Source organism: Oenococcus sp. (assembly GCF_047725585.1).
Taxonomy (GTDB): domain Bacteria; phylum Bacillota; class Bacilli; order Lactobacillales; family Lactobacillaceae; genus Oenococcus; species Oenococcus kitaharae_A.
In genome coordinates, this window is sequence record NZ_JBDNNF010000003.1 from 179403 (window position 1) to 193334 (window position 13932).

The 13932-nt window shown below is 42.1% G+C and carries 10 protein-coding genes; 5 read left to right on the top strand and 5 right to left on the bottom strand.

Annotation, left to right across the window (positions count from 1 at the left end):
• Positions 1-41: 41 nt before the first annotated feature.
• Positions 42-1256 (bottom strand): extracellular solute-binding protein, encoded by a 1215-nt coding sequence (locus tag ABF487_RS05425; protein WP_263779814.1) that lies wholly within the window; start codon positions 1254-1256, stop codon positions 42-44.
• A 207-nt stretch (positions 1257-1463) separates the two neighbouring features.
• On the opposite strand from ABF487_RS05425, the gene ABF487_RS05430 reads away from it, so the two are divergent.
• From ABF487_RS05430 to pulA, 4 genes are read left to right on the top strand one after another with little or no spacing between them, the layout of a single operon-like run.
• Positions 1464-2573: an ABC transporter ATP-binding protein gene (locus ABF487_RS05430; protein WP_415633796.1), complete on the top strand. Its 1110-nt coding sequence runs from the start codon at positions 1464-1466 to the stop codon at positions 2571-2573.
• Entirely contained in the window at positions 2573-4378 is a 1806-nt protein-coding gene (locus ABF487_RS05435; protein ID WP_415634732.1) for a glycoside hydrolase family 13 protein, read from the top strand. The genes ABF487_RS05430 and ABF487_RS05435 overlap by 1 nt, the downstream gene beginning before the upstream one ends.
• Positions 4375-6048, top strand: a complete 1674-nt coding sequence (locus ABF487_RS05440; protein WP_415634733.1) for a glycoside hydrolase family 13 protein — start codon at positions 4375-4377, stop codon at positions 6046-6048. The genes ABF487_RS05435 and ABF487_RS05440 overlap by 4 nt, the downstream gene beginning before the upstream one ends.
• Entirely contained in the window at positions 6045-7952 is a 1908-nt protein-coding gene (gene pulA / locus ABF487_RS05445; RefSeq protein WP_415634734.1) for a type I pullulanase, read from the top strand. Before ABF487_RS05440 ends, pulA begins: the two co-directional genes overlap by 4 nt.
• Positions 7953-7979: 27 nt before the next feature.
• On the opposite strand, the gene yihA is transcribed toward pulA, so the two are convergent.
• The 4 genes from yihA to ABF487_RS05465 all read right to left on the bottom strand — a co-directional run bounded on the left by yihA (position 7980) and on the right by ABF487_RS05465 (position 12156).
• A complete protein-coding gene (gene yihA / locus ABF487_RS05450) occupies positions 7980-8573 on the bottom strand; it encodes a ribosome biogenesis GTP-binding protein YihA/YsxC (RefSeq protein ID WP_415633792.1) in 594 nt (197 codons plus the stop codon).
• Between the two features lie 64 nt (positions 8574-8637).
• Positions 8638-9972 carry an Nramp family divalent metal transporter gene (locus ABF487_RS05455; RefSeq protein WP_007745365.1) on the bottom strand — a complete coding sequence of 445 codons (1335 nt, stop codon included), beginning with the start codon at positions 9970-9972 and terminating at the stop codon, positions 8638-8640.
• Between the two features lie 139 nt (positions 9973-10111).
• Positions 10112-11293, bottom strand: a complete 1182-nt coding sequence (locus ABF487_RS05460) for an NADH-dependent oxidoreductase (RefSeq protein ID WP_415634735.1) — start codon at positions 11291-11293, stop codon at positions 10112-10114.
• A gap of 218 nt (positions 11294-11511) precedes the next feature.
• A complete protein-coding gene (locus ABF487_RS05465) occupies positions 11512-12156 on the bottom strand; it encodes an NAD(P)H-binding protein (protein WP_415634736.1) in 645 nt (214 codons plus the stop codon).
• Positions 12157-12513: 357 nt separating this feature from the next.
• Here ABF487_RS05465 and ABF487_RS05470 point away from each other — a divergent pair, with 357 nt between their 5' ends.
• Positions 12514-13902 (top strand): amino acid permease, encoded by a 1389-nt coding sequence (locus ABF487_RS05470; RefSeq protein ID WP_415634737.1) that lies wholly within the window; start codon positions 12514-12516, stop codon positions 13900-13902.
• Positions 13903-13932 lie beyond the last annotated feature (30 nt).

A 13932-nucleotide genomic window follows, 5' to 3' on the forward strand; every position in this document is an offset into this window, starting at 1 on the left:
TAAAAAGCAGCCGTAGGCGCGGCTACTTAATTGCAATTAAATTACTTACTGTTAGACTTGGCAATCTGCTTATCAAACGCTTGGAGTTTGGGAAGCATTTGACTTTGAGAGATCTTGCCTTTCCAAGTGTCGTTAAAAATAGCATCCATCGGTGTCCAGAAATTATTAATTTCAGGAATCTTAGGCATTGGTGTTGCCCCTTTGGACATCTGCGTTACAGCTTTGGACAGTGCATCCTTTTTGACAGCTGCCGAATTCTGAACCGCTTTAGCAGATGGCACATAACCGATACTATTGAAGATCTTTTTTTGAACAGCATTAGATGTCAAATATGATGCCAGCTTAGCGGCTTGTGCCGGATGCTTGGTTGACTTATTGACAATAAACAATTTGACTCCCAGGAAGGCCTGCAGCTGTTTATTCTTCCCACCAATAGAAATAGTTGGATATTTAGCAACAGCATAATTATTTTTCAAAGCTTTTTGGGCATCTATTTTTGACCAAGGACCGGACAAGAAAGCATCTACTTTGCCAGAAGACAAGTCCTGCAAAGCGCCAGCATTGTCTTGAACGACACCTGGGTTATTTTTTTGCGCCTGAATCCATTTCAGAACCTGCGTGCCCTTGGTATTACCAAAGTTTGTGCCTTTTGCATTTTCACCGTTTTTACCGAACAACACATCACCATTAGTGAAGAACAAAGGTGTCCAAACGTAATTAGCGCCCGCTTCACCAAAGTTAACTGCTAATTTTCCTTTCTTGGTAATGCCAGACCAAGTTTTGACATCGGAAGCAGATAACTTGCTCTTGTTATAATAAAGAACTTGTGTCTCGACGCCATAAGGATATCCGAACATCTTACCCTTATAGGTTGCACCTTTAACAGCACCAGGGACATCTATTTTTTTAACTTGTTTTGAATATGTTGGAGATACCCGCAATACTAAGCCTTGTGAAACCAGAGTCCCTAATTGATCATGCGGCAGCATAGCAACATCACCAGCTGTCGTAGAATCTTTTTGCATATATTTAGTTGTATCGACCGATCCGACTTTTTGAAACTTGACCGAGATATTTGGATTGTTTTTTTCAAATTGCTTGACGACCGATTTATATGCATTGTTATCGGCCCAAAGTTTAATAGTTACTTTTTTGCTGGCAGCGTTTGCCGGAATTGAAGCAAATCCCGCGAAAATACCAGAAGCCAGAACCACGGCTGATGAAGCTGCAGCAATTTGGTGTACTCTCTTATTCATAATTTTTCTCCAAAAAAGCTAATAGGCATTTCAAATGCCTAAATAAATCATAACTGTAAGCGCTTTCAGTTGCAAGCGCTTTGCAAGTTTTGTAAAGCAAAAAGACTTGAAATCATCAAATGCTGACTTTTTTAGCACAGTTGCAGATCGAAATACTTGTATAAGTAAGCGCTTTCATATAAACTATCAAATGAGGAGTATTGGAAGATGCCGGAAATTAAACTCGAACACATAGCAAAAATCTATCCAGGCCAAAGTACCGCGACGATCAGTGATTACAACCTAGAAATCCATGATAAGGAATTTATTGTTTTCGTCGGCCCATCAGGATCCGGAAAATCCACAGTACTGCGAATGATTGCCGGGCTTAATTCAATCTCGCGCGGAAATCTTTATTTTGATGGCCAAAGGATGAATGATATTCCGCCAAAAGATCGAGGAATCGCGATGGTTTTTCAGGACTATGCGCTTTATCCGCATTTAACTGTTTACGAAAACATTGCTTTCCCTTTGCGAATCGCCAAAATTCATTCAGTGGAATTAGATCAGCGCGTGAAACAAACGGCGAATATCTTAGGATTGGATGATTTCCTGGATCGAAAACCAGCTGATCTATCAGGCGGCCAAAGACAACGTGTCGCGATTGCTGGCGCGATTGTACGCGGATCCAAAATTCTATTGATGGACGAACCGCTCTCAAATCTAGACGCTAAATTGCGAGTGCAAGCCCGCTCAAACATTTCCGACTTGCACAAAAAGATCGGTTCAACAACGATCTATGTGACTCACGATCAGACAGAGGCAATGACTTTAGCAGATCGGATCGTCTTAATTGATCACGGCAATATCCAACAGGTGGCTAGTCCTGAAGACATGTACAACTATCCTGCCAATTTATTTGTGGCGACATTTATCGGTAGCCCAGAAATGAATGTCTTTAAAGTAATTTATGATAACGGAACCGTCGATAATGGGCAAGGGATTAAATTCAAATTACCAAAGGGTATTTCTAAGCAGCTGGATGCAGCTGGTTATGACAAAAAGGATATTTTTTTCGGAATCCGGCCAGAAGATATACACGCTGAAGATATTGCCTTACAGGCATATAAGGAAGCTGTTTTTACAGCTCAAATCGAACTTTCGGAATTATTAGGCGAAACAGCTTTGCTGCATGTCAATAGCCAGAAAAGTAAAAATATTGTTGTAAAAGTGAACCAACGCGATAACGCCAAAGTTGGACAGACTATCACTTTAGCTATGAATCTTAATAAGGCACATTTTTTTGATGGGCAGGGAAATCACAAGAGGATTATTTAATGAACACAGCAGCTGTTTACCACAGGGCAGATTCAGAATACGCTTTTTTATATGGTGATCGAGACCATCTGAGATTACGATTACGCACCGCAGCTGGTGATGTTAAAAAAGTGTCGCTCCTATATGGCAATTTTGTTGAAGGCTCATACACACACTGGTACGATGGCGATGGCAGTGCCATGCAGAAGTACCTGTCGTCTGATTATTTTGATTATTGGACAGCCACCATTGAAGAGCCAATCGGGCATTTACCGGCATACGGTTTTCTAGTGGAAGATTTTTCAGACAATCAATATTTATATGGTGATCGCGGATTGGTTATTGACAGTCCTAGTGCCCGCTCAGATGTTGCCACGAATTATTTTCGCCTGCCTTATATGCATGAAATCGACCGAGTCATAAGTCCCGAATGGGTCAAAAAAACGATTTGGTACCAAATATTTCCAGATCGTTTTTCTGATGGCAATCATGATAATGACTCCAAGGTGACAAAGGACTGGAGTGACAATCAACCCAGCAGCCAAGATTTCTATGGTGGCGATTTGCAAGGAATCATCAATCACCTGGACGATTTAGCTGATTTGGGTATCAATGGCATTTATTTGACACCCATCTTTAAATCTCCCAGCAATCATAAATATAATACCAGCGATTACCTGGAAATAGACCCGACTTTTGGCGACAAGAACGTTTTCAAAAAATTAGTAGATGCTGTTCACGCCCATGGTATGAAAATTATGCTGGATGCCGTTTTTAATCACGGCGGGGATGAAAGTGCACAGTGGCAAGATGTTTTGCGAAACGGTCAAAAGTCGATTTTTGCTGATTGGTTTGTGATTCATGATTTTCCTATCCATTTCCACGAGACGGAGCTTGCTTATCGGCCCGATAAAAATTATGAAAGTTTTGCATTTACCAAGGATATGCCTAAATGGAATACGGCTAATCCCGAAGTTCAGGATTACCTGATCGGTGCAGCCGCATATTGGACCAAAGAATTTCAAATTGATGCCTGGCGTTTAGACGTGGCAAACGAAGTTGACCATCATTTTTGGCGTCAATTCCGTAGCAAAATAAAATCCATTAATCCTGAAGTATTCATTGTCGGCGAAATTTGGCATAGCGCTGGTCCCTGGCTGAACGGTGATCAAATGGATTCAGTCATGAATTATGGTCTAACGTCTGATGTTAACCATTATTTTGTAGATCAGGATATTAGCGCCAGCCAATTAGTTTCTCAATATAATGACCGCTTGATGAAATATCGCGATCAAACAAACGAGGTAATGTTCAACTTATTGGATTCGCATGACACAATGCGTATTAAGACACATGCTGAGGGCAACATGAATCTGGTCAAATCTGCCTTTGCCTTTCTTTTCCTGCAACCCGGTACACCGGATATTTATTACGGCAGCGAGTACGGCATGGCCGGCAAAGAAGATCCCGATTGTCGTCGGCCAATGGTCTGGGACAAACAGCAGCAAGATCTGAATATGTACGATTTTATGAAACGGCTGATTGCGCTGCGCCATGATAACTGGCAAATTTTGTCTGAGGGAAAAATCTTTTGGGACAAAGTTCCTGCTGAAAATCGTTTCCTTGCTTTTGGGCGTTTATTAGGAAAGGAAAAAATCAACAGTTTCTTCAATGGCAGCCAAAAAACTTGGTCCATAGAAACTCATGATCTCACAATCTCCAAATCAAACGTTTTGATCGGCAATCGTTACCAGATCGGGTCGGACAAGCAGCTTGAAATTCTCTCAGAGGGATTTGTAATCATGAAAGCAGATCATACTAAATGACAAGCGAACAATCACGCACTTGGTGGAAAAACGCTATTGGGTATCAAATTTATCCAATGAGTTTTCAAGATTCTAATAATGACGGCGTCGGTGACCTACACGGTATTATCGACCGGATTGATTACATCAAAAAACTTGGTGTTGATTTAGTATGGCTAAATCCAATATACAAGTCTCCCAAAGTTGATAATGGATACGATATTTCCGACTTCACATCAATTGATCCTGTATTTGGCAGCCTATCAGACTTCAAAGAATTGTTAGCCACACTCCATAAGAACAATATTCATTTAATCATGGATCTGGTTATCAACCACACCTCCGACCAGCATCAATGGTTTCAAGAGGCTCTCAAATCCAAAGACAACCCTTATCATGACTATTATCTTTGGCAGGATGGTTCAGCCGATCAAGTACCTAATGATTGGCATAATTGGGACGGCCAGTCGGAATGGACTTTTGTACCAGCACTAAAACAATGGTATTTCCACATTTTTAATCCCAAAATGCCGGATTTGAATTGGCAGAATCCAAAACTGAGAAATGAGATTATATCTGCTATTAAATGGTGGCTTGATCTAGGCATTGATGGTTTTCGTTTGGATGCCATTTCGCACCTCAAAAAAATGCCCTTCAGCAAATCCATGTCCAGCATGAGCAAAGAAAACGGCGGCGATCCCTGGCGTGTACATACGAATGTAGCCGGCCTGGAAGAATACCTGCAATTATTAAAAAATCTCTTTCAACAATATCCAATTTTTACAGTTGGCGAAGCTAATGGCGTGAGTTCTTCTCAAGCGCAATTGTGGACTGGCAGTAACGGCTATTTTAATTCCATCTTTCAACTAGAACAAAATTCGCACGATGGCATTGATTCAAAAGGCCGCAGCAAAGGAAATTTTCAAGTTTTTAAGAGAACAGTTTTTCATTGGCAAAACGCATTGCGTCTATACGGTTGGGGAAGTCCCTATCTTTCCAACCACGATACGCCGCGTGCTTTACAGAATTGGGGAGATGATAAAAGCGCAAAATCCGGTAAAGCTCTTGCAACGATTTTATTATCGTTGCAAGGCACGCCTTTTATCTATTTCGGAGACGAAATCGGAATTCCGAGTTTTCCATTTAAAAATATGCAGGAAATCAACGATCCCGAAGCTCAAATGCGTTTTAAATCCGAACTCGCAGAAGGAAAGGATGAACAGGCAATCTTCGCCGATTTGCGATTATGGAACCGTGATCAAAGCCGTACGCCTTTCCAATGGGATAACGCCAAAAATGCCGGGTTCACGGCTGCCAGGCCTTGGATAAAGATCAATCCCAGTTATACAAAAATCAACGCAACTCTCCAAGACCAAGAGGAGGATTCACTCTTAAATTATTATCGCCGCATGGTTCGCTTGCGACATGATCAGAGTGCTTTGCACACAGGGGAGTTTACAGCAGTCGAAGCTGAAGACCCGCAAGTCATGGCGTTCGTACGAAAATCAGAAAAACAAATGGCTTTCATTTTCGCTAATTTAACTGATACGCCAGCACTTTTTGAGCTTCCTGAATCTCTACTCTGCGGTTCTTGGCGATTACTAATCAGCAATTTTCCAAATGCTCATCTCAGCCAGAAGATCAGCCTTCAGCCTTATGATTCCGCCATTTTTATAAAGGATCTCAAATGACAACAGAAGTATCCCTATTCTCAGAAATTCAATCAGAAGCATTCGATAACAAATTTAAATACAAAGGCAGTGATTTGGGTGCACATTACACAGCTGCCGGCACCACTTTTAAATTATGGGCCCCAACCGCTCTTAAAGTAGATTTAATCGTCTACGGGAATGCTAAACAGCCAATGCTCGATGGCACTGTTTATCATATGCAACGCGGATCAGACAAACAACGAGGCATTTTTATACTTTATCTGGCAGGCGACCACGACAAGATGATCTATAATTTTCGCTTATTTTTCAAAAATGGCCGCATAGCAGAGAGCCGGGACCCTTACGCTTTTGCAGTGACAGCTAATGGCGACCGTTCTGTCGTTATCAATCAATCCAAAAGTTATCCGGCTGATTTTCATGTCAGCCATTTTAAACGAGTCAACCGAGCTGTTGATGCCATGATTTATGAACTTCATATTCGTGACTTTACGATCAGCCCCAGCTCTGGAATCGACCAGCAGTTTCGAGGAAAATATTTAGGGGCTGTTCAGACTGGCAGTACAAATCCAACTTCTTCTAAAGCAACTGGACTCGACTATCTTAAGCAGATTGGTATTAACTATGTACAGATACAACCTTTTTTTGATTTTGCAACTGTCGACGAAAATAATCCATCAACAACATATAACTGGGGTTATGATCCTAAAAACTATAACGTTCCAGAAGGCTCTTACGCCAGCGATCCCAATGATCCTTACTGCAGACTGATCGAAACAAAGGAAATGATTCAAGGTTTCCACGACCAAGGTATTGGTGTGATTATGGATGTTGTCTACAATCACGTTTTCCTAGTTGATCAATCAAGCCTTGACGCGACAGTACCGGGTTATTATTTCCGGCATAATCCTGATGGCAGCCTCTCAAACGGCAGCGGCATCAACAACGATACCGCTTCAGAACGTGCCATGTTCCAAAAATTTATGATTGACAGCGTGCGTTATTGGGTTAAAAATTTTGGCGTTGATGGTTTTCGTTTTGATTTAATGGGTATCCACGATGTTGATACCATGACCAAAATCCGTCATGCTATGGATGAAATTGATCCAAAAATATTATTGTACGGCGAAGGATGGAACATGAACACAGCTCTTCCCGAAAAGCTTAGAGCCACTCAACAAAATGCCGATGTCCTGCCCGGAATTGCTTTCTTCTCTGATCAAATGCGTGATGCTGTAAAGGGTGATGGCGATTCCCAAGAGGGCGGCTTTGTTAACGGTCCTTACCAGCCCTTAGTCGAACAACAACTCAAAAAATCCATTCTTGGGCATGCAAGCAATGGCAGTTATCAAAACGCCGCGCAGCTGATTCAATATGTCGAAGTTCATGATAATTTGACTTTAAACGACAAATTATCTTTAACGAATCCGCAGGATGATCCCTACCATCATTTTCTGAGAGATACCTTGGCTACCGCCATTATTTATTTGTCAGAGGGTATTCCGTTAATTGCTGCTGGACAAGAATTCTTACGGTCCAAACATGGCAACGCTAATTCTTACAATGCACCAGATATTGTGAATGCCCTTGATTGGGGCCAGTTATCAAAACAGCACAAATCAATTGAATTTCTGACACAGCTGATTAATTTTAGAAAATCCACGACTCAGCTGCACTTAACCCGCTACGATGACATTGATCGGCAGGTTAAGTTTTGGGATAGCGGCACAAAATCTTTGATTGTTTATACCTTGGATCATGATTTTCTGATTGTATTAAATGCATCAGGCAAAAAAATAGATTTGAAAACAGAAATCAGCCATGTAAATTTCAATCAAGCTGAACTTCTCTTGACTAACGACTGTCAAAGGAGCGGCCAAAAGGCCGAAATCAATGATCTAGCCCTACAAGTCTGGAAATTATAAGCTGCGATCGTAGGAACTCAGCCTGCCTCAGGCAACGCCACTTTGTTTCTGAATCCAGTCCCAGATTTCTTGGCTGCCAAATTTTTCAACAGCCGAAAACAAGGCTAGTGAACTGAATTGGGGCTGAAAATTCAGGCTTTTTTTAATGCGGGATTCGACTGCGTTGTGTTTGCCGCGAGCCACTTTATCGGCTTTTGTCGCAACCACTAAAATCGGCACTTGATAATAGGCCAGCCAATTGTACATGAGTTTATCGTCTTCAGTTGGTTCCATCCGAGCATCCATCAAGCTGACAACCCCACGCAATTGTTTACGGCTGCTGAGATAAGCCTCGACCATCTGGCCGAATTGTTCGCGCTGCGCCTTGCTGACTTTGGCATAGCCATAGCCGGGGACATCAACAAAATACAGTTTTTCGTCCAAGTTATAAAAATTCAAAGTCTGCGTCTTGCCGGGCTGGCTGCTGGTACGCGCCAAGCCATTACGCTGCAGCAAAGTGTTGATTAAAGTCGATTTGCCGACATTGGACCGGCCGACAAAAGCGACCTCTGGTAACTGACCGTCTGGGTATTGTTTTGGGGCAACGGCCGAAATGATTAATTTAGGATTAATAATCTTCATAGAATTAGTTTCACACATTTTTTAATGAAAAACAGTAAAGTCACCTTCGGAAATGTGTTTCCGATTAAAAAATCTGAAATACCAAGTAAACATTCAATATAATCAGAACGATCGTCGCAATCGTGGCTGCCCATTTGACCCAAGCGCTATTTTTGAAAGAACCCATCAATTTTTCATCGTTCGTGTAGATAACTAATGGGACGACCGCAAAAGGCAGTGCGATGCTCAAAAAAACTTGTGAAAAGGTCAGCAGTTCTTCTAAACGTGCTTCGCTGCCGCGATAAATAATCGCAAAAATCAAGACCGGTGTTACCGAGAATAAACGTGTCAGCAAGCGTTGGGCCCACAATGGCATCCGTAAATGGATAAAACCTTCCATAATGATCTGTCCGGCCAAGGTACCTGTTATTGTCGAACTTTGTCCGGAAGCCAATAAGGCAATCGCAAAAAGCATGCTCAATACCGGGCTGGCAATCGCACCAACAATCTGACTATTATTCAAGGCATTAAACAAATCGACAAAGCGGCCGACATCACTATTGGTACCGTAAAAAAGTGCCGCACCCAAGACTAACAGCAAACTGTTCACAATAAAAGCAATTGTCAGCTGCAGATTGGAATCGATGGTTGTAAAACGAATGGCTTTAGCGACAGATTTTTTGTCTTCGCGGTCAATGGCACGCGTCTGAGAAATAGAAGAACCAAGATACAAATCATGCGGCATAATCGTCGCACCGACAATACCTAATGCCAAATAAAGCATGGGCGTGTTTGTCACGATCTGTTCTGTTGGTAAATAACCTTGAATTACTTTGGCGATATTCGGCTGGGATAAGAAAACCTCATAAGCAAAGACCAGCAGCACCACGGTGATCAGCGTGACAATAATGGCTTCAATTTTTCGAAAACCTAATTTAGTCAGAACCAGCAGCAGCAAAACATCAGCAGCGGTAATCAGAATTCCGATGATGATCGGGATATTAAATAACAAGCGTAAAGCAATACCGGACCCAATAATTTCGGCAATATCGGTCGCCATGATAGCCAATTCTGTAATTACCCACAGAATAAAGCCGACTTTTTTTGATGTCCGATCCCGTGTCAGCTGAGCGAGGTCTTTGCCGGTCACGATGCCGAGTTTGGCGGCCATTGATTGTAAAAGCATTGCAATCAAGCTGGACAAAAGAATCACAGATAACAATACATACTCGAATTGTGCACCGCCCGCAATAGACGTGATCCAGTTTCCAGGATCCATATATCCCACTGCAATCAGGGCACCGGGGCCTGTATAAGCCAGCAAGGTACGGAAAAAACTAGCGTTCTGAGGTACTTTGATACTGCCGTTTATTTCATCCAAACTCTTTTGCCCGGATGTATTTTTATTAGCATTTTTCATGTTGTACCTACTTTCAAGAACGTCAATTAGTCTCTAAACTAATTATGACAAACTACGGCCCATTACAGGCACAAAAAAGACAAGCCTTGTCTAGGGCGTTGTCTTTAATCAAAAACTTATAGCAGCTAAATACTTGTTTTTAATCCAATCCTGGGAGCGGAATACCCTTACGATAGGAAACGCTGCGTGTCGAACCATCGGTATCAGCATAATTGTCAACAAAACCATCAGGCAGTTTAACATCCTTTAAGTGCTGAATGGTAGTCGTTCGAACGATCTCATCTTCACGATTTTCTTTGATCTTAAGAACAAATTCCGGGTCAATCAGCATTTCACGGCCGACATAGACACCGGATTCGCCTTTCTCGTCATCAACGGCATCCATGGCCTGGTCAGCAGTGAAAATATTTGTGCCAACATAGACTGGTACGTTACTGGCTAGTTCGCGGAAAATAGTAGCGAATCTTTTCGTATGTCCAACTGGAACAGCGTTGTAATCTGGACGTTTGGCATTATTGTAGCCAGCGGCCAAATTCAACGACAGATTCAAATAATCAATTCCGACTTTGAGGACTTCTTTAGTCTGTGCGATCATATCGTCCACATCATATCCAACTGAATCGCCATGACGCTCTTCAGGACTGATACGCCAGCCGATGATAAAATCAGTTTTGCCAGCTTCAGCAACAGCCTCTTTCAGACTTTTCAATACGGCTAATGGAAAAGCCATTCGTTTTTCCAATGAGCCGCCCCACTTATCAGTCCTGCGATTTGAATAGGTAGAGAAGAACTGCTGCAGCAAATCGTGGTTGCAGTTATGGATTTCAATCCCATCAAATCCAGCTTCAATCGCGCGTCTTGTCGCATTCTTATAATCATCCAGCACCTGCTCGATGTCGGCTTGACTCATTTCATCAAAGTCATAATGAACCCAAGGAAAATCGACCTTGCTTGGCGCATAGACACGATTCCCATATTTTTGCGAGCCCATCGCATCTCGGCCTGCATGAGAAAACTGCAAAATAGCTTTGGCTCCGCCAGCCTTCATTGCAGCTGCCAGTTTAGTCAAACCGGGTATGTCATCATCGTGAGCTGCACTTAATTGACCCTGAATCTGGATCCCAGAATCATTCACATAAGCATAGCCCGTATCGGCCACGCCGACGTTTGCTGCGCGAATCCGCAGATATTCAACCTGCTGATCAGTTACCTTGCCGCCATTAGAAGAATCGTCACACATGGGTGCCAGCATAAATCGGTTTTGAACTGCCGTGCCATTGCCTAATGTGATTTTTTCGAAAAGTTTATCGTATTTACTCAATTATAAAAACCTCCATGATAGACCAGCATAGCGATGTCAGGAATTTTTGTCAATCAATATTAGGGCATAAATTTTTCCAAAAAACATTCAAAATTTCATGTTTTTTTACAAATATTTTATATTATTTATTTGATAGTGAAAAATATATTTTAATTGTATTGTCAAACAGAATTTAATTTTTTTCACAAGTGAAAAAATGTTCAATTAGTTTTTGATAGTTAATAAACCGGACGGGTCTGTCCTTGCGTGGCCGGATCAGCAATGCCAACACTATCGTTTTTCAAAAAGTCCGGATCAGCAATTATTCGCAAAACAACGTCTGCAATACTTTTCCGTGATCCGGAAACACCCAGATACTGTTCGTCTTTATGCGTAATTTCGTATTTGACTTCACGATCGTTTAACCAAGGCAGACGCAATGTCGTATAGGCGAGACCTGACCGCTCCATGATCTGATCGGATCTAAGTGCTGATGCTAGCCCGCTGCCAATAGCGCTCTTATTCCATCTGCCGTATGCGCCAGGCACTTCATCATAAATACCGAGCACATTCGCATAAATTAAGCGTTGAACACCAGCCGCTTGCATGGCATCAACGACATTCTGTGTTTGATGATTATCAGGTGTATGGTCAACCACACCGACGAAAACAATATCTTGGCCAGCAATCGCCTGTTTGACATCAGCCGGATTGTCCAAACTGCCCGTGATCGAAGTAACTCGCGAATTACTGGCTAAACGACTTTTTCGGCGTGCGAATAATGTCAAATGAACATCAGAGAACTGACTGCCATTTAAAAGACCTTCTTCGACTAATTGTGAAATTTGGCCATTGGCGGCCATGATGAGAACATTTTTTGTCATTTTTAATACCTCCGTTATATTTATTCAAATTTGTCTGAGACACACAGCTGATTGTTGCTAGCAGCAGCACTGGCACATTTTTTTCGTCGCCAGCTTAATATAGCCGCCTTTCTCTCAGCGATACATAGTGTAATACTTGGAGTGTACTTCAAGTCAAATCCATTATTCAGCTATGTGTGGCTACTTTTTATTTCCTATAACAGAACACGACATCGCCCATCATATAAAGAGAAACAAAATATGTTAGCTAAGCTTACATAATAATGAATGAACGTGTCATTTGATCATACAACCTAGCTTAAATAAAAGTTATCTAAGTTGGTGGACTTACTTATCTTTTATTTTAGGAGGACCATGATGAAATCGAAAATTGTTAAGAACCCAGATGGCACACGGCGTGCATTGAGCAATCGCCATGTGCAGATGATCGCTATAGGTGGCACGATTGGAACAGGATTGTTTTTGGGATCCGGCAGCACGATTAGTAAAACGGGGCCATCGGTACTATTGGTGTACGTGATTCTCGGTCTGTTTTTCTTCCTAATGATGCGAACCATCGGAGAAATGTTTTATTCCGACCCATCTCAACATACTTTTGTGTCTTTTATATCACGCTATTTAGGCCCAACAGCCGGCCACTTCACAGGCTGGACTTACTGGATCGGCTTAGTCTTTGTTTGTATGGCAGAATTAACAGCGACTGCCAGTTATGTCAAATACTGGTTCCCTAATATACCTTCCTGGATTGTGGAACTGGTTTTTCTAGGCGTCTTGGCATCAGTCAATTTAATTGCTGCACGTCTTTTCGGTGAAGCGGAATTTTGGTTTGCCATGATCAAAATCATCGCCATTCTGGCAATGATCGTCACAGGTATCTTCATGATGACCAGTCATGCAGCGACACCGCTCGGCCATGCATCGCTATCAAATATTTTGCAAAATTATACTTTGTTTCCCCGCGGCGGATTTAATTTTATTTCTGCTTTTCCCATGGTGTTCTTCGCCTTTCAAGGTATTGAATTTGTTAGTATCACGATTGGCGAGGCTAAAACACCCCACGCAGTTATCAAAAAAGCGGTCAACGAGACACTACTCCGAATTCTGCTCTTTTATATAGGCGCTTTGATCGTGATTATGGGTATTATTCCATGGACATCTCTCCCCCCTACCAGCAGTCCATTTGTCCAAGTATTCAGACTAGCAGGATTCCCGGCAGCAGCAGCGACAATTAATTTTGTTGTCTTAACATCGGCTGCTTCATCCTTAAATAGCTGCATCTTCTCGGCTGGCCGTCACTTCTATCAATTAGCAACTGAAGTGCCGGAAAATTCTTGGATGTATCAGACATTCGCGAAGATTTCTAAGAACGGCGTCCCCGCTGCGGCTATTATCCTATCTGCGGCTTTGGTCTTGATTACACCCTTGATGAGTTTAACGACCACAATTGACTCAGTCTTCACAATTGTCACTGGTATCTCTAGCGACATGTACATCATTGTCTACACACTGACGATGCTGGCACACAGAAAATACCGCGAATCTCAAGACTTCCTGCCAAACGGCTTCTTGATGCCTGCCTATCATCTGACCAGTCCATTGACAATCGCATTTTTCGGGATTATTTTCATTAGTTTGTTCTTCGTCCCGCAAGATATGATTGGGGCAGTCGGCGAAGTTATTTGGACGCTTGTGTTTGGCGGCTTGGAATATCTGAGGCAAAAGAGACTGAAACCATTAAATGTCTAATTGAATCTTTCTCAGATACTCGATAAACTT